The organism is Chryseobacterium culicis (assembly GCF_002979755.1).
Taxonomy (GTDB): domain Bacteria; phylum Bacteroidota; class Bacteroidia; order Flavobacteriales; family Weeksellaceae; genus Chryseobacterium; species Chryseobacterium culicis_A.
The window spans coordinates 2,736,809-2,756,071 of sequence record NZ_PCPP01000001.1; the positions used below are offsets into that span (position 1 = coordinate 2,736,809).

A 19,263-nucleotide genomic window follows, 5' to 3' on the forward strand; every position below is an offset into this window, starting at 1 on the left:
ACTTGCTACATAAAAAAAACGGGCTAAAACCCGTTTCTATTAATATTATATTTTTATTCCTCATCTTATTATCTTACAGATATTTCTTTTATATCTTCTCTTTCAAAAGATGCAGATTTCATAAAGCTGAACAATACATCTGGCAACTCATTATGGCAAGGATCTGATTGTTTGTTAGTAGGATTAGTAGCAGTATTTTTAATAACTTTTGCAGCAGAAAACATAACTACCCCTCCATCTTTCCTAAGGGTAACCAGTTCATCATTTTTTGAGCCTGGATCAAAGTTACCAAAGCACATTACATTATCTTTGGTTTGTAAAACAGGAAAACTTTCAATTCCAATATCATCTAAAAATCGGATTCCATTTGACTTATTCAGTTTAAAGATTTTATATTCTCCGTCAAAATTTCGGTGGGCAATAATTTCATCCGCTCCATCACCATCAAGGTTTCCAACAGCCAGTCCTTTCCAATCTGAACCGGCACCAAATCCTATAGATTTATCAATCAGCGTCATTACCCCATTATCGTCAATATCATAAGCATATACACCATTCTGCATATAATCTTCAGCATCAATCAGCAATACAATTTCATCTTTTGGATCGTCATCAAGATTACCCGCAGCAACCGCTTTAATCTTGGAATTCACAGGCAGATTGAGCTGATTAAAATACACCAATTCAGGATCAGTACCATTAAATTTGTATACTCTTACTTCTTTGTTGTAATTTCTGACAGCAATAAAATCATCTTTTCCCCCACTGATAAAATCCCCGGCAGTAATACCTACCCAATCTGATTCTGCCCCAAAACCAGTAAATTTTGAATGCTCAACGATTTGGTTATTTTCAATTTTAAAAATATAAAAGCCATTATTATTAAAATCAGCATGATCACTCAAGGCAATAATTTCACTTTTATTATCTCCAAAGAAATCACCTGCTCCTAATCCTTTCCAATTGTAGGGACCACTATAGACCATGCTGTTTGTAACAGTACGGAAACCCTTATCATAAGGTTCCAGAGTACCTATCATCCCATCATAATTTCTGATTGTTACAAATTCATCATTACTATCTCCATCAAAATTACCCTTTGCAACTCCTCTCCAGTCAGAATCCACACCCCACAAATGGTGAGTATTTACCGGCACAATAAAGTTTTCATAATTTGCTAAAAGCGCTAATGTTAAAGGTGATTTTTCTACATCGATATGATCATAATAATTTTTCGCTGCCTGTAAATCTGCAATCATTTGGTATAATGGTTTATTTTTTTTGGATAGATATAACCACATATAACTAATGTAATCACCATATGCCAAACTACCTGATGGGCTATTTTTAATATCCCAAATTTTATCATGTCCTACTCTGCCACTTATATTCAATGGAGATCTGTAGAGATCATTTGTGAAAGTATTAGAATATGCTTTAATATCTGATTCCAGATAAATAAAGCTTCCTCCCTCTGAAATTTCATATTGATAACATTCGTAGGGAAAGCTCATGGTAAAGCCACCGTGAGAAATATCTTCCGGCAAATCATTAGTATTCCAATATGGCCAAATATTAGCTCCTGAATTAGTATTGAATGATGTATTAAGCTTAATATAGTTCGATAGTTGTCGTATTTTTGTTAGATATTGTCCTTCTGAAGTTGCTCTATACATTTGCACAAATACTCTTCCTATTGAGCTTTGCATATTAAAGGGGCAAATTCCGATATGCTCTATTGGGGCATCATTTCGTTCTTTATAATAACCTATATTGCCAGGTTCAGTATACCATTGATCTTCATGATAATTAATGGTTTCTTTTGCTTTTTGTATAATATCATCAGCAATAACATTAAAAGTCATATTATTATATCGTCCACCTGATTGGTACAATATATTTTGAATGTTGCTATCTTTTTTAATAATCGCTGCAAACTTAGCCATAGGGTAAATTATGTTCGCACTATGAACTAAATGTCCATAAGCATTTCCATCACCTGGGGTTGTATTATAATGATCGGTTGACCATGCAGCCCCAGAAACACCACGATAATCAGAAATATTGCTTACGTTTGGTAGTTGCAGCAGATCTCTAAGATTATCTCTTCTATCAATTGTATTGCCTATACATTTTATTAAGGTTTTTGCATATTTTTCGTCATGCGTTTTTTCATACATCAATACCAATGCTTCCATGTTGGCTGGTACACCCCAAGAAAAAGCTTGCTGGTCAAAACTGACTGAGTTTCCCACCGAAATACTATACCCCATACTGTCAAAAAGATTCTGATAATAAGATTGGGCATAAGACTTTAGAGCAAATAACAGAATGAGGGTTATAAAGAGTTTTTTCATATTTTTATTTTTAAGATGTTCAAATGCATTTCAGGACCAATACAATTTATTTATTAAAACGAACAGGCTTCAGAAAACTAAATAACTCATTGGGAAGCTCATTCTGACAAGGATCATCTGAGCTCTTATTACTGTTAGGAGTACTTTTGATAACTTTTGCAGCAGAAAACATCACTATTCCTCCATCTTTCCTAAGGGTAACCAGTTCTTCATTTTGTGAACTTGAATCAAAGTTTCCAAAGCACATTACATTATCTTCGGTTTGTAAAAGAGGAAAACTTTCTGATCCAACACCATTTAAAATATTCCCGTTTAGTTTGTATACATTATACTCTCCATCAAAATTTCTGTGAGCAATAATTTCATCCACTCCACTACCATCAAGATTACCAACAGCTAACCCTCTCCATTCTGAAGCAGGTCCCCAATTGGTACGTTCAGCAATCTTTGTCATTATTCCATTATCATCTATATCGTAAACATGTATTCCGCTATATGCAGCATCAGGAGAATTTACAAGTAATACAATTTCATCTTTATCTTCATTATCAAGATTCCCTGAAGCTACTGCTGCAATTTTAGAATTTGCAGGTAAATTAAGTGCATTACTATAAACGGGCTGGGCAGTAGTTCCGTTAAATTTATATACAATGACTTCTGTATTATAGTTTCTGGCAACAATAAAATCATCTTTTCCTCCGCTGATAAAGTTTCCTGCAGCTACTCCTGCCCAATCGGATTGTGTCCCCCAGCCTGTAATCTTATCACTTTCAATAATATTATTATTTTCAATTTTTAAAACGTAAATACCATTATCAGCGTTATTAGAATGATTGCTTAATGCTATCATCTCACTTTTATTATCTCCAAAAAAATCACCAGCCGCAATTCCTCTCCAGTCAAATGAATTTCCATAAACTTTAGGGTTCGGAAACTTATAAAACATTCTGCCCTGAGGCTTCATAATACCTATCATCCCATCGAAATTTCTGATTACGACAAACTCATCTTTGGCTTCTCCATAAAAACGTCCATTCGCAACTCCTTTCCAATCAGAAGCCGCTCCCCACTCATGATCTGTATGGGTAGGCACAATTAACTTTTCATGAGCTGCTAAAAGGGCGATTGTAAGAGAAGAGTAATAAGATAAATTATTGATGGGGATTTTAGTATAGTAATTTTTAGCTGCATAAAAATCGTCAACTAACTGATATATTTTTCTATCATAATCTGAAAGACATAGCCATCTATAAGAAATATAATTATCAAATGATGCTTCGGGAGTTATAGCTCCAGACTTAACATCCCAGGATTTACTATGATCACCAACTCCTACATGGATGAATAAAGGAGATGACGAAATATCCTTAGCTAAGGTATTAGAATAGGCTTTCATGTCAGAATCGGTATAAATAAGATTTCCACCCATTAGAATTCCATACTTCCAACATTCGTATGGAAAAGCTATAGTTAAGCCCGCGTGAGAAATATCATCAGGAAGTAAAGCATTCTTTTTCCAATATTTCCAAGTATTTGCCCCCAGATTGGGATCAAGAACGGTATTCAATTTTAAGAAATTAGCAATTTGATTAAGTTGTTTAAGATATTCCACATCATCTGTTGCCCTATACATTTGTACCAAAACCCTCCCCATAGAACTTTGCATATTAAATGGAGAAATTATACCCTTATGCTTTATTGGTGGGGAATCAACATTAATGGAATCTCTTTCTTTATAATAACCTATAATATTGTTAGAATTAGGAGAAGACTCAGTATGCCATTGATCCGCATGATAAAGAAGGGTCTCTTTCACCCTATCTATCAAATCATTAGCAATAATAAGGTATTTTTTGCCAGCGTAGCGACCAGGAGGAATCGAATCCGACTTCAAATTGTGAAGTGTCAAATCTTTCTTCACTATTGCGGCAAATTTAGCCATAGGATATGTAATATTAGCGCTGTGCACCATATGAGCATAAGTATCTCCTGAATCCTCAGTTGTATTATAATGATTGGTAGACCATGCAGCACCAGAAATTCCACGGTAATCAGATATATTACTAATGCCAAATTGTTGTAGATTTAGCAGGTCTCTAAGATCATCTCTTCTGTCAATTACATTACCCATACATCGTATCAAAGTATTAGCATATTTAGGATCATGCGTTTTTTCATACATCAATACTAATGCTTCCATGTGAGCAGATGTTGCCCATGAAAAATCAGTTTGATTTCCACTTTCGGAATACCCAAGGTGGACATCATACCCCATACTATCAAAAAAATCCCGATAATAAGATTGAGCATAAGACTTTAATACAAGTAATATTGTGAGAATTGTAAAGAGTTTTTTCATAGTAATAGTTTTAGATTTTAAGATCATTTAAAGGGAGTTATTTCCCGCGATTTTGGCAAAACAAATATAAAATTTTCAATCACAAACCTGTGTATTTATTTCAAAGGATGAGAAGAACACCATTTTTATGCGCTGACATAAGATTATAAGCGAAATACATGAAAAAAAATTGAGAAAAAAGTAAAAAAGAAAACCTTCAGTGATTACTGAAATGGGCACAAAATAAAAAAGTACACTTTCAAAAAGTGTACTTTCTTTGGGTGAATGATGGGTCTCGAACCCACGACCTTCGGAACCACAATCCGACGCTCTAACCAACTGAGCTACAATCACCGTTTTCTGAGTGCAAATATAGGACAATTTCCTCAACTACCAAACAATTCCGTCAAAATTTTTCAAAGAAATTAATTTCTCAGACGTAAAGCCCTCAGCATAAGTAACTCCCGATAATCGGCCTAAATCCTGCGCTCGGTATGTTAAGCTCTCATAAAAGTCTTTTGTCGTAATAGGAGTCTCAGGCTCTTTAGAAGTCGGGTCATAAAACTGAGTTTTGTAGGCCATGCAAGCTTCTAATTTTGTATTAAGATGTTCTGAAATGTCAATTACAAATTCCGGTTTGATATCTTTCCATTGGATATAGTGAAAAACATGTTTAGGTCTCCATACTTCCTGATTGTCTCCATCCAATACGGTTTCAATTTTTCTCAGCCCGGACAAAAAGCACGCATCCGACACTAATTTCGCTCCTTTTGCATGGTCTGGATGTCTATCATCAATTGCGTTGGCCAACACGATTTCTGGTCTGTATTTACGAATCATTTTTACGATCCTCATTTGGTACTCTTCAGAATTTACCAAAAAACCATCTTTCATTCCCAGATTCTCTCTGGCGGAAAGCCCTAAGATTTTAGCAGCATCAGCCGCTTCTGCATTTCTGGTTTCATCAGTTCCCCTTGTTCCCAATTCTCCTCTCGTAAGATCTACAACCACACATTTTTTTCCTTCAGAAACCATTTTAGCAATAGTTCCTCCACATCCAAGTTCTACATCATCAGGATGGGCGCCAAAAGCAAGTATATCAGTTTTCATAAATTCAAAGATAGGATTTAAAATAAAAACTTCCCAAACATTACGAATGGGAAGTTTTAATATCTATAATTTAAAATTTAAATTACTTATTGATTTCTGCATTTAATTTTACAGCATCCTGATAAGTAGGATCTAGCTGTAAAGACTTAGCTACATAATCTTTTGCTTTTGCCGCATCAGAATCTTTGCTCATATAAGCTACCGCAAAGTAAGCGTAAGCAAGAGTCTGCTTGTTAGCCTCCTGATCAGCTGGTTTTACTGTACTGATGAATTTTTCATAAGCCAATTTTGCCGCATCATTGTTTCCAGCTTGCTGGTAAGAATACCCCTGGCTGTAATATGCAGGAGCCCAATCAGGAAGAAGAGCTGACATTTTTTGCCATGTAAGAATTGCTCCGTTCCAGTTTTTAATATCCTGGTAAGCTGTTGCTAATTTAAATAGAGCATCAGAATCCTGGTTGTTTGCCGCCACCTGCTGTTTCAATGCTTCAATTGCAGGGTTAGTAGGTCCTTTATCAACTTCTGATTGAGACACACCACCGCCACCTGCGATGTTAGCTAATTCCAGATCCCATTTCATGGTCTCATCTTTAGCAGCTTTTGCAATAGCAACTTTCTGCTGAGCTTCCGTCATTAAAGCTGTTTTTTTAGCAGCATCCTTTTCATCTTTTGCTAAACCTGCAGCGATAAGTCCTTGTAAACCTTGGTCAGCAGGCTGTACTCTTGTTTTTTCAGCCTGAGAAACGAAAGTATCCATATTCTGCTTAGCATCAGTATAGTTTTTATCTGCATACGCCTGGTAAGCTCTTAATTTGAACTTAATAGGATCATCGATTTTATCAAAGATTTTATCCAATACCGTTTTAGAGTTTGCATAATCTTCATTCGTGAAGTATAACTTAGCAATTTCTAATTGAGTATATGGATCTTCGTCAGCATATTTTGTATAGTTGATAAGATCCTGTGTTGCTTTTGCATTTTGTTGGTATCTGATATCATAACCAGCCAATGCCTTATATGCAGGAGCATAAGTAGCATCTACACCAATAGCTTTATCAATGTTTTGTTTAGCTTGCTGCCATTGTTGTGCTGCCATCCATAAAGTTGCCATTCTTGTATAAACGGAAGCTTTATTTTTAGCACTAGGTAATGCTTTATCATAAGCAGACATAGCCTCTCCCGGCATTCTCTTTAATCTGTAAGCATCTCCTAATGTATAGTAATAGTGTGCAGGAACACCTTTTTTCTGAGCTTTCTCAATCGCTTTAGTCAAAAACTGGATAGCTAGATCTGGTGAACTGTTTTTTTCAAATAAAGTTAAAGCTTCTGCCGCTCTGAACAGCACTTCAGCATCTTTTTCTCTTGAATCAGTAACTACTTTTTGAATTTCAGCAATGGCATTTTTATCTCCTTTACCTAATTTAACAGCAGCTAAACCAATTTTGTTTAGATAGCTTTTATTGTCAGCAGCTAAACCTTTGTTGAAATTTTCAGTTGCTTTAGCATAGTCTGGCTCTCCTTGTCTTAAGAAAGTATTTCCTAAATAGAAGTAGTTATCAGCTGTAGGCTCTTTAGCGATCATTTCAGTGAAATTTGTTTTTGCCTGCGCAAATTTATCACTGTCTATACTGTTAATACCATCCTGCAATGTCTGTGCAGAGGCAAAACCGGTAAAAAATACCACGGCTGCTCCAAAAGCAATCTTCTTTACATTCATATTCATTATATCTTTCATTTTATATTTTCTAATAATTGAGTTATATTCTACACAATTTTCAGACCAAATCAATATTTTATTAGGGATAAATTGTGAATTTAATTTTTTTAACGCATTTGTACCTCTCTCTTATAGATGTTATAAGGCTGCAGACCTTCTTTCTGTACAATCTTTTGGCCTAAATGGGTACATGAAAACCTGATAAATCCATTAGCAATATTAAAATTGCCTTCGTTAATAAGGAAATAAAGTACTCTTGTAAACGGATATTCCATGGTACGAAGCCCCTCGAAATCTGCTGTGTATGATTTTCCTTTCTCAACCACAGGAAGAACTTTCACCATATCTCTCAACCTTTCTGAAGTTTTATCATAAGGACGGCTAAAAGTGTTAAGTCCAACAACGCCAATTTTGTTCGGATATTTTCCTAATTCCTCGATAATCTGTTGATTTCCCGGAATAATGGAAAATTTAAGGTCTTTTGGTTGTTTTTTAAGTTTTTCTGCAACAAAATTCAGATTACTTGAATTGGTTCCATCGAAGATAAATTCTTTTTTATCAGATACCAGCCCACTGTTGATTTCCTCCATGGAAATACTTTCTTTAGGAGAATCTTTAGGAACCACAAATACGACTGCATCTGCAGCAAATTTGGAAGGAAGAAACTTCAAGTCTGTTCTTTCCTCATATGTTTTTATTTCTTCTGGGGTAAGATTTCTGGACATTACCACTGCTTTAGCACTTCCCTTAAGAAGATCAAGAAGTCCTAAATCTTCTTTCTTGGTTTCTACTTTGATGTGGGTGTCAGGATAGTTGATCATATAGCCCTCAGCTAATGCCTCTGTAACGCTTTGAAAAGATTCGTCAGTGAAAATTGTAAGATCACCTTTGTGATAGGAAGGAGCGTTTTTCTCCTTTTTGCAGCCTGCAAGCATTATGCTTAAAGCAAAAACTACTGCAAGCTTAAAACTATTCTTCATTTCTCGATTTTTTAATTCTTGAGATCGCCCTGTAAATTCTGAAAATACCATAAATAACCAGCAATACTCCTAATGGATAAGCAATAGCAGGTTCTAAATTAGTAAAGAAGAATTTGTAGACAATCACTACAATTCCTAAAACGATATAAAACAATCCCGTAACCAGGGATAACCAATTGAACATCATGTAACAAAAATACCAAAAAAAATAAAAAGAGAAGCATATGCTTCTCTTTTTATTTATATTTTGAATAAATAAGTCTTATTCAAAGTTCATAGTAAATGGTACACTATAGTAAGATCTAACGCTCTCCCCGTTTCTCTTCGCAGGAGTCCATTTTTTAAGTTTCTTAACTACACGCATAGCTTCACTGTTAAAGTCGCCATTTGGAGATTTCTCTTCAATAGTAACATTTGAAACAGTTCCGTCTTTTTCTACAACGAACTTAAGCTTAGTTTTAAGCGTCCCTTCACCTCCTTCCATTAGAGAAGTATCAAAGTTATCTCCTAAGAATTTTCTTAATGCTCCCATACCTCCAGGATATTCTGCAGACTGGTCAACATCTTTATAGATCTCGTTAGGATTATTTGCTTTTACCTCTGCTGTACTAGCTTTAGTACCTGTAGATGGTGGCGGTGGCGGCGGCGTATAAGCTGGAGCCTTTACCCCCTCCTGATTGTTCAAACCAGTTGTAGTTTCCAACTGCTTAGAAATCGGTGGTGGTGGAGTTTCAATTTTCGGAGCTTTTACAGGCTCAGGAACTACGTTCTGAATCACCTCAATTTTCTCTTCTTCTTTTGGAGGAGGAGGAGGTGGTGGTTCTTCGTCTTTAGGCTGCTCGATAATTGGTTCTTCTTCGATAATATCTACAAGGTCTGCCTTTACTTCTTGCTTAGGCGGAGCTGTAAGATTTTTAATCGTAAGATAGATGAACGGAGACAAAGCTGCCAAAAGGAATAAAGCTGTTCCGATGATAAAAGACTTTGTTAAAAGTCTCGGATACTGATGTCTAATATCGTAGGCACCATATTCCTTGTTTCTATTTTCAAATACGATCTCGTCTAAAGTAAGATTCTGACCGTATACATTTTCATCTGCCATAGATTAGATATACAATTTTATGGTTAAATTACTTTGTAGCAGCCGGTGCAGCAGCACCTCCTACTTTCTTCTCATAAATAGCTTTTTCCCAAGGCTTGATATCAGTAACCCCGTACTGCTCACTTTTGGTAATTGCCATTTCGTCAAGAATATCAACAAAGTTCTTATATATAGCATCGTCAGTTGGCTTGATGATCACGGTAAATTTCGTTTGATCTGCAGCTCTAGATTTTGCCTGCTGAATTACTTTTCTAATTCCTTCTCTATCAAGAGTAGTTTCCATAAGAGTTTGGTCATTCAAGGATGTAGCATCCTGCTGGTGCCAAAAAACTCTATTGTTTTTTCCTAATAAAATAGAAATTGAGTTAGAAAGTTTAATTTCTGTTGGAGGTGGTTTTTGTTTTTCATCTTTCGGTTTAGCCGGAAGACCCAAATCCATAACGTTCGGTTTGCTGAACGTAGTTGTGAACATAAAGAAGGTAATCAATAGAAAACCCAAGTCCACCATCGGAGTCATATCGACTCTGGTGTTTTGCTTCTTGGAACGGACCTTGCCGCCCTTGCCGCCTTTTTCTTGTACTTGTACTTCTGCCATTTCTATCGATATTATTCGTTAGGTTTACCTTCTTGTGATGTAATCAACCAAAATTTAAGAAAATCAATATCTCTTAAACCTTCAAATAAGCTTTTCACTTTAGGGTATTGAGTTGTAACGTCACCTTTAATAGCTAACTTGTAGTCAGGGTTAACGCTCAAACTTTCTTTTACCCAATCAATTAATTGCTTATTTGTACTGTCCATAGGAATTCCTGATGGACTTCTATAATTTTTCTGCTCATCTGCAGGCATATCCAAGTACCCTTTAAGCTGGTTCATTGGAACTCCAATTGCCTGAACTTTCTGGAAAGCAGCTTTTTGGTTGTTGTCAAAAGTAATACCATACTTTTGTCCCATTTTATCCAAAAGAGCAATTCTTTCTGATGCATTTTCTACTGGCTGGAAATAGAATTTTCCGTCCGGAGTAGCGTTGATAGTCATTAAACTAGCATCAGGAAGCAATTTTTCCGAAATTGAAGATGGCGGTTTGATCTGCTCCACGTCAGGTTTTTTAAACTGAGTGGTCAAGATAAAGAACGTAAGAAGTAGGAACGCAACGTCACACATTGCGGTCATGTCCGTTACGACTCCATGTCTTTTAGGTTTGACTCTCGCCATTATTATAAAATATTTTTAATTAAACTTCTTTTAATTGCTAATGCAAATATCTTGCTAATTCTTAGTTGAATTCAGCGAAAGATTGTTGGATACTCATAGAGATCTCGTCGATCTTGTAAGTTAATCCATCAATTTTAGATGTAAAGAAGTTATAAAGGATAATAGCGATTGCTGAAGTACCAATACCTAATGCCGTGTTGATCAAGGCTTCAGAGATACCTGTAGATAGAGCAGCAGCATCCGGAGTACCACCTCCTGAACCTAATGCAAAGAACGCTTTGATCATCCCGATTACAGTACCAAGAAGTGCGATTAGCGTTGCAACAGTACCTAAAGTAGAAAGGATCATCATGTTTTTCTCAAGCATTGGCATCTCAAGAGTAGTAGCTTCTTCGATAGCTTTGTTAAGAGCTACCATTTTCTGCTCTTTATTTAATGTAGTATCGTGAGAAAGTGCTTTGTAAGTAGTAAGACCTTCTTTTACTACGTTACCAACAGAACCTTGTTGTCTGTCACACTCTTCGATAGCTTCGTCAATTTTGTTTTGGTTTAGTAAGCTTCTTACTTGAACAACGAAGTTGTCTAAGTTTCCTTTTCCAGCCGCTTTACCAAGAACGAAATATCTTTCAAAAGAGAAAACGATTACAGTAATCATGAAAGTAATCAAGATTGGTACGATAACCCCTCCTTTGTAGATAATACCTAAAAACGATTCTGGGTGAATGTCTTTTCCTTCAACACTTGAAAAAGCTACAGAACCACTTCCTAGTTTATCTGCATCTTTAAAGTTTCCTGGGCTACCAAGAACGAATAAATAAATACATACTCCTATAGCAAATAGAATAGGAATAATAACAGCTGGATTTAAACCTCCTGCCTTTCTAGCAACTACTTGCTCATCATTTTTTGAAACATTCATTTCCATATTTAACTAAATTATATTGTTTTAAAATTTTACAGGGTGTAAATTAAAGGCAAAATTAATTAAAATGCAAGAGTCTTAATTAAACATTTTGCTTTTTTTTGATAAAGAAAATTTAATACGATTTCGAAATAGTAATTATTTTAAATTATTTTATTTATTTTTTCCAAATTTAACATTTGAATTAAAAAATCAAAAAAATAAGACACCCATTTTTTTTAATTTCCCAATGTTAATTTTTTTTTAAATTACGATATTCACAATACGGTGAGGGACTACAATGATTTTTTTAGGGGTTTTACCCTCCAAAATCTGTTGCATTTTCTCGTTCGAAATCACCAAATCTTCCACTTCCTTAGCAGATAATTGAGCTGAAAGTGAAATTTTGAACTTCATTTTACCATTTACGCTTACCGGATACTCAATTTCGTCTTCAACCAGATAATCTTCATTTAATGCCGGGAATCTTTCAAATTCTATCGATGTATCGTGTCCTAATAAACTCCATAGTTCTTCACAGATGTGAGGAGCATACGGAGAAATGATAACGGCCAGTGGTTCTAAAATATTGCGCTTGTTGCATTTTATTTTCTGAAGCTCGTTCACCGCAATCATAAATGAAGATACAGAGGTATTGAAAGAGAAATTTTCAATATCATATACAACCTTCTTTATTAAGGTATGTAAAACTTTGTATTCTGCTTTTGAAGGTTCTTCGTCTGAAACTTCAAATACTTCACCGTTGAAATACAGGTTCCAGAATTTTTTAAGGAAACCATACACTCCGCTTAGCCCTTGTGTATTCCAAGGCTTGGATTGCTCCAATGGTCCTAAGAACATTTCATATAATCTTAACCCATCCGCTCCGTACTCTTCACAGATGTCATCAGGATTTACTACGTTATATTTTGACTTGGACATTTTTTCTACTTCACGGTCTGTGATGTATTTTCCATCTTCAAGAATAAATTCTGCATGAGCATAATCCGGTCTCCATGCTTTGAAAGCTTCAGTATCCAATTCGTCTGAGGTACCTTTTAATAAGGATACGTCTACGTGAATCTGCTGAGTCTGGTAATCTTTAGCTAAATTTTTAGATACATATTGATTAGTTCCATCAATTCTGTATACAAATGCACTCATTCCTAAGATCATCCCCTGGTTGATCAATTTCTGGAATGGCTCATCATGATTGATATATCCTCTGTCTTTTAAGAACATGTTCCAGAAACGGGAATATAACAAATGTCCGGTTGCGTGTTCGCTTCCTCCTATATATAGGTCTACCTGTCCCCAATAGTCTGAAAGATTCTTTGCACAGAATTCTCCGTCATTTTGCGGATCCATATATCTCAGGAAATACCATGAGCTTCCTGCCCAACCTGGCATGGTAGATAATTCTAACGGGAAAATTGTTTTATCATCCACCAGTTCTGTAGCGACTACCTTCTGGTTAGCTTCATCCCATGCAAATTCTTTAGCATTTCCTAATGGCGGATCTCCGTCTTCTGTAGGTAAATATTTTTCAACTTCAGGAAGTTCCAATGGTAAAGCAGAAGTCGGCAACGTGTAAGGCATCCCATCCTTATAATATATAGGAACAGGTTCTCCCCAATAACGTTGTCTTGAGAAAATAGCATCACGCTGTCTGTAATTTGTAGTTCCATGACCGATTCCTTTCGTTTCGATCTCTGAAATTATTTTTGACTTTGCCTCATTATAATTCAATCCGTTTAAGAAATCAGAGTTTACACAAACGGAGTCTTTGGAATCAAAAGATTTTTCCTGAACGTCTTCTTCAGTTTCTACAACTTTTTTGATTTCAAGGTTGAATTTCTTTGCAAATCTATGATCACGTTCGTCATGTGCAGGAACTGCCATCACAGCACCTGTTCCATATCCCATCAATACATAGTCTGAAATATAGATCGGCATTTTTTCGTTGCTGAACGGGTTGATTGCATAACTTCCTGTGAAAGCACCGCTCACGTTTTTCACGTCAGACATTCTGTCTCTCTCTGTTTTTTTGGAAGTTTCTTCAATATAAGTATCTACTTCTACTTTTTGAGCATCCGTAGTAATGGTTTCTACCAAAGGATTTTCCGGAGCCAATACCATGAAAGTAGCTCCAAAGATGGTATCAGGTCTTGTTGTAAACACTTCAACAATTTCGTCATAACCTTCTACCTGAAACTGAACCTGTGCTCCCTGAGATTTCCCAATCCAGTATTCCTGGGAATCTTTCAACGGCTGCGGCCAGTCTAATGTACTTAATCCTTGTAATAATCTTTCAGAGTATGCAGAGATTCTCATGCTCCACTGCATCATTTTCTTTTGGAAAACAGGGAATCCTCCTCTTTCAGATTTACCGTCTTTCACTTCATCATTGGCCAATACTGTTCCTAATGCAGGACACCAGTTTACAGTGGTTTCAGCTCTGTAAGCAAGACGATAGTTTAACAGGATATCTTCTTTATCAAGATCAGAAGCAATTTTCCATTCTTCTGCTGTGAAGTTTAATTCGTCATTCTGATTAGCATGTAATCCTTCTGTTCCTTTTTCTTCAAAATGCTTAATCAAAGAATCAATAGCTTCTGCCTTATCTGTATTTTTATTATACCATGAGTGATACAACTGGATAAAAATCCATTGTGTCCATTTATAATAAGAAGCATCTGAAGTTCTTACTTCTCTGCTCCAGTCGAATGAGAAACCGATTTTTCTCAGCTGCTCTTCGTATCTGTTGATATTCTGTTCTGTAGTAATAGCCGGATGCTGTCCTGTCTGAATAGCATACTGTTCAGCAGGAAGTCCAAAGCTGTCATATCCTACCGGGTGAAGAACATTAAATCCCTGATGTCTTTTATATCTCGCATAGATATCCGAGGCAATATATCCCAGCGGGTGACCTACGTGAAGTCCTGCTCCGGATGGATACGGAAACATATCGAGTACATAAAACTTGGGTTTATCTGTATTATTAGAGGTTTTATAGGTTTGATTTTCCTCCCAGTATTTCTGCCACTTTTTTTCTATCTGCTGATGATCGTAAAACACTTTATATATATGTTATATGTTAGACTGAATTATTTTTCTTTTTAACAAGATTCACAAAATTAATGATTTTAAAGTAAATAGAAATTGAATTTATGATGAATTACCATTTACCCTCAACAAAAAAATCTCATCCGGGGATGAGATCTATTTTTATGTCCTGAAGTATATTATTATTGAGGAACTCTTTTAAATGTATAAGTTCTTGTTTGAAATATAGTAGGATCCTGAGTCTCTTCTCTTACCGCAAGATTGAGCGTATTGGCATCCAAAGTAATAACCTTTGCATTTTGCGGTTCTACTATTCCCTGAATTTTCATCTGAACGTCTTTTCCTTCCTTGTTATAGGTATAATTAAATTTTATATCTGAAAGAATAGCACACTGACCAGGTGTAGCAGTATCTCCCCAGTTCGTTTTCCCTCCTTTGGAATCAGGGCTGAACCACCATCTTGTCTGTTTCTGACAGTCAGTATAAGTAATCGTGTTAGAAACCGGGTCTTCACCAACTTCTACAGTGGTAACTACTTCTTTTAACGGTTGCCATGTCCCAACAAGAGGAGCTTCCAGAACAGTATCATTGTCATCACTACAGCCAGTAGCTGCAACAAACAAAGACAAACCTGCAAATAGTAATGCTAATTTCTTCATAGATCAATTTTTTCAAGCGCTAAAATTATAATTTTTTTGATTTATATTACTATTTTTTATGAAAAATTATTTCATTGACATTTATTTATATATATTTTAAAACAGCCAGACCTCATTTCCCCTCTATTTAACAAATAATGAATACATGAGCACCATTCATTTTATTAAAAAAGTTATTTTTGCAAGAAAGAAAATACAAATGCAGGATATTACGAAAAACAATTTTGATTTTATACGCGTTCTCCTTGCCTTTATTGTCTTCCTCGGACATCTTGGCACCCTCAGTAATTCTCCTGATCTTAAAATTTTTGAGTACAGCCCTATAGAAATTGCCGTTTTCGGCTTCTTTGCAGTCAGCGGATTTCTTATAGCAAGGAGTTATGAAAGGTCTTCAAGCCTGAAAAGTTATTTAAAAAAGAGAATCAAAAGAATTGTTCCCGCTTACTTATTGGTTATTTTTTTATGTGCTATTTTATTAAGTTTGGTAAGTACTTATTCTTTCACTGAATATTTTAGCAATACACAAGTTTACAAATACCTTTTCTGGAATTCATTATTTTTAAATTTCAAAGCACCCTGGCTTCCCGGAGTTTTTGGAAATCAAGCTGTAAATGGCGCTCTTTGGACACTGAAAATAGAGATGTGCTACTATTTTGCTGTCCCTTTGTTGTTTTTACTTTTTGGAAAGAATAATAAATACAGAAATATAAGTTTAGTTATTTTATACTTTTTGTCCCTTGTTTATTTAAATTATTTTGAGTCATTAAATAAAATTTCACTTGCCAAGCAGCTTCCCGGAACATTATCTTATTTTATCCCAGGAATGCTGATTTACTTTAATTTCGATCAATTTATCAAACATAAAAATCTCATTTTTATCATCGCTCTTGCTACCGTTTGGATTGATTTATATTTAAAAATTCAGCTTTTTTCTCCAATGATGATTGGTGCTATCGTTATGTATATTGCCTATTCATTCAAATTCTTAAATAATTTCGGAAAATATGGTGATTTCACCTACGGAATTTACATTTTCCACTTCCCAATTATCAGAACTTTCCAGACCTTAGGATTGTTTGAGGATTACAATCCGTTTGTAATGGCTCTGGTATGCATGTTGGTAGTTATTGCTGTAGGGGTAAGCTCGTGGCACCTTTATGAAAAAAGATTTTTATAATTTTACAATTCAAAAAGCATAAATGAAAGATCTTGTCTCCATTATCACTCCCTGTTATAATTCTGCAGAATTTATTGAGGAAACCATACAGTCTGTTCTTAACCAAACCTATGAAAACTGGGAATGGCTGATCACTGATGACCTTTCTAAAGATAATACGGTTGAGATCATCAGAAAATATAATGATCCTAGAATAAAACTGCAAGTATTGGAGCAAAATGGAGGAGCAGGAAATGCCCGAAATAAAAGTCTTGAAAGAGCTGATGGAAGATATATTGCGTTTCTCGATTCCGATGATTTGTGGTATCCCGAATACCTGGAAAGCATGATTACGTTTCTTCAGCAAAATAATGCAGAACTGGCGTATTGCAACTACTCAAGATGTGATGAATATACAATGGAACCGATTTTAAAAGATTTCGAAGCCGACAAAATTGTTACTTTTTCGAATTTACTTAAAACCTGCAGACTGGCTCCGGTTTCCACCATTTACGATACCAAAAGAGTCGGGAAATTTTTCTTTCCGGTAAAAAGTAAGCGTGAAGATCATGTCATGTGGCTGAATTTGTTGAAAGTAATTCCTAAAGGTTATCCGGTAAAAAAGACAATGGCCAAATACAGAATGCGTGAAAACAGTGTTTCCAGAAATAAAAAAAACATCATCAAAGATCAATATCTTGTCTATAAAGATTTCATGGGATTCTCAACAGTAAAATCATTGTATTATACGGCTAACTGGGCGTTAAACGGATTCCTGAAGTATTCTAAAATTTTCAATTAATGGAATATTCAAAAGAGTTCAAAGCCGCTCTGAGTGCTTTTTCCGGCCCCGAAAAGGACAAACTAATTTTCAGACTCCTGAGAAAGGATAAATTATTATCTAAAAAACTCTACTTCGAACTTATTGATCCGGAAACTACGGATGATAAGAGAAATTCCATGGAAGATCATGTGGAGGAACAGGTTCTTTTAGCATCAAAATATGTGGGAAATGCCAAATATTTTCTGACGATCGTTCGAAAAATAAGTGCTGAAATTACAGAACATGTAAAAATTACCACGGATAAATTCGGGGAAGTTTCTTTGAACCTTCTTCTCATCAATAAGGTATTGGAAAACAACAGTGACCTCAGCAGACAAAGATTCGACAATGTTTACAAGCTTTATATTTATATCATCAATAAAGTATTTAAATCTCTGATTCTGATAAAGAAACTGGATGAAGATTACTGGATGGAAATTGATGAATACCTTCGTGACACTCAGAATAAACTTTTAGAAAATCACTATCTTCAGAAACTTTGTATTAACAATGGCCTTGACTTCAATTGGCTGGAATGCGACAGGATTCCAGATAACATTGATCAGATGATGAAAGACATTAAAAGCCAGGGATTCTTAAGATAAAATTTTCTGAAGAATCATTCTGGTAGAATCAGGTTTCTCATCAACAAATCTTCCGGCATTTTGAGACATCGAGATAAGTTCTTCTCTGTTCTCTTCATTGATAAGAAATAAAACAAATTCTGCGGCTGTATATTCGTCAGGAAAGGCCTTTCCACCATTAGCAGAGATCAGATCGTCAGCCTCCGGATTTTTTTTGTAATGATTCCCAAAAATGACAGGAACGCTAAAGGTTGCTGCCTCCAGAATATTATGAAGTCCGGCATCATGAAAACCTCCGCCTACAACCGCTACATCTGCATAAGAGTATAGTTTTGACAATAGACCAATGCTGTCTATAATCATAATCTGAGAACTGAAAGTTGAAGGTTGGGAGCGTTGTATTTCGCTGTACAGTAAAGCATCCGGAAATATATTTTTCAAATGCTCTACTCTTTTCAGATCGTGAGGTGCTATAATAAGTTTCACCGTGTTATTTTTTCGGGAAATGACTTCTGCTATTTTCTCTTCTGCCTGCCATGAACTTCCAAAAACAACTACTTTACGCTCTCCTTTAAAGTCTGCAATGAAATCTATATGATTATCCCTTTCGCGAAGCTGTTTCACTCTGTCAAATCTTGTATCTCCCGTTACAGAAGATTTTATCAACCCTACACTTTTCGCCAAAGCCAATGAAAACTGAGTCTGATGAAAAAACCAGTCTACATTTTTCTGAAGCTGCTTTACAAACCATTTCCCATAGGAGGTAAAGAAAGATTGTCTTTCATAAAACAATGCAGAAATCACATAAACCTTCACTCCTTGATTTTTCAGCTCAGCAAGAAGATTGTACCAATAATCATACTTAACCGTAAAAAATAGTTCAGTATTAAACTGGGCTATAAATTCTTTTACCGTACTTTTTTTATCGAAAGGTAAATAACAGATAGCATCTGCAATATGTTTCTTTTTAATGACATTCTCATATCCTGATGGTGAAAAGAAAGTCACCAGAACTTTGTGTTGAGGAAAATTTTCTTTAAGCTTCTCCAGCACAGGTAATCCCTGTTCATATTCGCCCAGACTTGCTGCATGCATCCAAATCACTTTATCGGTTTTTGAAAATGCAGATTTCACTTTACTTAAAGATTCCTTTCTTCCTTCAACGCCTTTTTTAGTTTTATCATTAATCAATGCAAAAACCTTCATTCCGAAAGTAAGGAAACCTATAAATATATTGTAGAGAAAAGCCATTTTA

General features: G+C 35.5%; 16 protein-coding genes and 1 tRNA gene. 3 read left to right on the plus strand and 14 right to left on the minus strand.

Annotation, left to right across the window (positions count from 1 at the left end; all coding sequences use genetic code 11):
* Positions 1 to 68: 68 nt before the first annotated feature.
* The 13 genes from CQ022_RS12440 to CQ022_RS12500 all read right to left on the minus strand — a co-directional run bounded on the left by CQ022_RS12440 (position 69) and on the right by CQ022_RS12500 (position 15,445).
* Positions 69 to 2,357, minus strand: coding sequence for a hypothetical protein (locus tag CQ022_RS12440; RefSeq protein WP_105681679.1), 2,289 nt, complete (start codon positions 2,355 to 2,357; stop codon positions 69 to 71).
* A 46-nt stretch (positions 2,358 to 2,403) separates the two neighbouring features.
* A complete protein-coding gene (locus CQ022_RS12445; RefSeq protein ID WP_123864431.1) occupies positions 2,404 to 4,716 on the minus strand; it encodes a hypothetical protein in 2,313 nt (770 codons plus the stop codon).
* A 258-nt stretch (positions 4,717 to 4,974) separates the two neighbouring features.
* Positions 4,975 to 5,050: transfer RNA gene (locus CQ022_RS12450), tRNA-His, on the minus strand.
* Between the two features lie 35 nt (positions 5,051 to 5,085).
* Positions 5,086 to 5,805: a bacillithiol biosynthesis deacetylase BshB1 gene (gene bshB1, locus CQ022_RS12455; protein WP_105681681.1), complete on the minus strand. Its 720-nt coding sequence runs from the start codon at positions 5,803 to 5,805 to the stop codon at positions 5,086 to 5,088.
* A gap of 82 nt (positions 5,806 to 5,887) precedes the next feature.
* Positions 5,888 to 7,540 carry a tetratricopeptide repeat protein gene (locus CQ022_RS12460; RefSeq protein WP_105681682.1) on the minus strand — a complete coding sequence of 551 codons (1,653 nt, stop codon included), beginning with the start codon at positions 7,538 to 7,540 and terminating at the stop codon, positions 5,888 to 5,890.
* An 89-nt stretch (positions 7,541 to 7,629) separates the two neighbouring features.
* A complete protein-coding gene (locus CQ022_RS12465) occupies positions 7,630 to 8,502 on the minus strand; it encodes a PstS family phosphate ABC transporter substrate-binding protein (protein ID WP_105681683.1) in 873 nt (290 codons plus the stop codon).
* A complete protein-coding gene (locus CQ022_RS12470) occupies positions 8,492 to 8,689 on the minus strand; it encodes a DUF308 domain-containing protein (protein ID WP_185126800.1) in 198 nt (65 codons plus the stop codon). Before CQ022_RS12470 ends, CQ022_RS12465 begins: the two co-directional genes overlap by 11 nt.
* Before the next feature lie 75 nt (positions 8,690 to 8,764).
* The gene (locus CQ022_RS12475) at positions 8,765 to 9,604 is read right to left on the minus strand and encodes an energy transducer TonB (protein ID WP_105681685.1); all 840 of its coding nucleotides are present in this window, start codon (positions 9,602 to 9,604) and stop codon (positions 8,765 to 8,767) included.
* 28 nt (positions 9,605 to 9,632) lie between these two features.
* Positions 9,633 to 10,199, minus strand: coding sequence for an ExbD/TolR family protein (locus tag CQ022_RS12480; RefSeq protein WP_034693034.1), 567 nt, complete (start codon positions 10,197 to 10,199; stop codon positions 9,633 to 9,635).
* Positions 10,200 to 10,210: 11 nt separating this feature from the next.
* A complete protein-coding gene (locus CQ022_RS12485) occupies positions 10,211 to 10,819 on the minus strand; it encodes an ExbD/TolR family protein (RefSeq protein WP_034693033.1) in 609 nt (202 codons plus the stop codon).
* A 61-nt stretch (positions 10,820 to 10,880) separates the two neighbouring features.
* Positions 10,881 to 11,744, minus strand: coding sequence for a MotA/TolQ/ExbB proton channel family protein (locus CQ022_RS12490; protein ID WP_105681686.1), 864 nt, complete (start codon positions 11,742 to 11,744; stop codon positions 10,881 to 10,883).
* A gap of 240 nt (positions 11,745 to 11,984) precedes the next feature.
* Positions 11,985 to 14,798 (minus strand): leucine--tRNA ligase, encoded by a 2,814-nt coding sequence (leuS, locus tag CQ022_RS12495; protein ID WP_105681687.1) that lies wholly within the window; start codon positions 14,796 to 14,798, stop codon positions 11,985 to 11,987.
* A gap of 170 nt (positions 14,799 to 14,968) precedes the next feature.
* Complete coding sequence (locus CQ022_RS12500) at positions 14,969 to 15,445, minus strand: lipocalin family protein (RefSeq protein WP_105681688.1); 477 nt, start codon at positions 15,443 to 15,445, stop codon at positions 14,969 to 14,971.
* Between the two features lie 145 nt (positions 15,446 to 15,590).
* Here CQ022_RS12500 and CQ022_RS12505 point away from each other — a divergent pair, with 145 nt between their 5' ends.
* From CQ022_RS12505 to CQ022_RS12515, 3 genes are read left to right on the plus strand one after another with little or no spacing between them, the layout of a single operon-like run.
* Positions 15,591 to 16,622 carry an acyltransferase family protein gene (locus CQ022_RS12505; RefSeq protein ID WP_105681689.1) on the plus strand — a complete coding sequence of 344 codons (1,032 nt, stop codon included), beginning with the start codon at positions 15,591 to 15,593 and terminating at the stop codon, positions 16,620 to 16,622.
* A 22-nt stretch (positions 16,623 to 16,644) separates the two neighbouring features.
* A complete protein-coding gene (locus CQ022_RS12510; protein ID WP_105681690.1) occupies positions 16,645 to 17,403 on the plus strand; it encodes a glycosyltransferase family 2 protein in 759 nt (252 codons plus the stop codon).
* Positions 17,403 to 18,029 (plus strand): deoxyuridine 5'-triphosphate nucleotidohydrolase, encoded by a 627-nt coding sequence (locus CQ022_RS12515; protein ID WP_105681691.1) that lies wholly within the window; start codon positions 17,403 to 17,405, stop codon positions 18,027 to 18,029. Before CQ022_RS12510 ends, CQ022_RS12515 begins: the two co-directional genes overlap by 1 nt.
* Here CQ022_RS12515 and CQ022_RS12520 read toward each other — a convergent pair.
* Complete coding sequence (locus CQ022_RS12520; protein ID WP_105681820.1) at positions 18,021 to 19,259, minus strand: 3-deoxy-D-manno-octulosonic acid transferase; 1,239 nt, start codon at positions 19,257 to 19,259, stop codon at positions 18,021 to 18,023. The genes CQ022_RS12515 and CQ022_RS12520 overlap by 9 nt on opposite strands.
* Between the last annotated feature and the right edge of the window lie 4 nt (positions 19,260 to 19,263).

Excerpts from the sequence above, each read along its gene's own strand:
- CQ022_RS12440 (WP_105681679.1), bottom strand. The coding sequence starts at position 2,357 with ATGAAAAAACTCTTTATAACCCTCATTCTGTTATTTGCTCTAAAGTCT.
- CQ022_RS12445 (WP_123864431.1), bottom strand. The coding sequence starts at position 4,716 with ATGAAAAAACTCTTTACAATTCTCACAATATTACTTGTATTAAAGTCT.
- bshB1 (WP_105681681.1), bottom strand. The coding sequence starts at position 5,805 with ATGAAAACTGATATACTTGCTTTTGGCGCCCATCCTGATGATGTAGAA.
- CQ022_RS12460 (WP_105681682.1), bottom strand. The coding sequence starts at position 7,540 with ATGAAAGATATAATGAATATGAATGTAAAGAAGATTGCTTTTGGAGCA.
- CQ022_RS12465 (WP_105681683.1), bottom strand. The coding sequence starts at position 8,502 with ATGAAGAATAGTTTTAAGCTTGCAGTAGTTTTTGCTTTAAGCATAATG.
- CQ022_RS12470 (WP_185126800.1), bottom strand. The coding sequence starts at position 8,689 with ATGATGTTCAATTGGTTATCCCTGGTTACGGGATTGTTTTATATCGTT.
- CQ022_RS12475 (WP_105681685.1), bottom strand. The coding sequence starts at position 9,604 with ATGGCAGATGAAAATGTATACGGTCAGAATCTTACTTTAGACGAGATC.
- CQ022_RS12480 (WP_034693034.1), bottom strand. The coding sequence starts at position 10,199 with ATGGCAGAAGTACAAGTACAAGAAAAAGGCGGCAAGGGCGGCAAGGTC.
- CQ022_RS12485 (WP_034693033.1), bottom strand. The coding sequence starts at position 10,819 with ATGGCGAGAGTCAAACCTAAAAGACATGGAGTCGTAACGGACATGACC.
- CQ022_RS12490 (WP_105681686.1), bottom strand. The coding sequence starts at position 11,744 with ATGGAAATGAATGTTTCAAAAAATGATGAGCAAGTAGTTGCTAGAAAG.
- CQ022_RS12500 (WP_105681688.1), bottom strand. The coding sequence starts at position 15,445 with ATGAAGAAATTAGCATTACTATTTGCAGGTTTGTCTTTGTTTGTTGCA.
- CQ022_RS12505 (WP_105681689.1), top strand. The coding sequence starts at position 15,591 with ATGAGCACCATTCATTTTATTAAAAAAGTTATTTTTGCAAGAAAGAAA.
- CQ022_RS12510 (WP_105681690.1), top strand. The coding sequence starts at position 16,645 with ATGAAAGATCTTGTCTCCATTATCACTCCCTGTTATAATTCTGCAGAA.
- CQ022_RS12515 (WP_105681691.1), top strand. The coding sequence starts at position 17,403 with ATGGAATATTCAAAAGAGTTCAAAGCCGCTCTGAGTGCTTTTTCCGGC.
- CQ022_RS12520 (WP_105681820.1), bottom strand. The coding sequence starts at position 19,259 with ATGGCTTTTCTCTACAATATATTTATAGGTTTCCTTACTTTCGGAATG.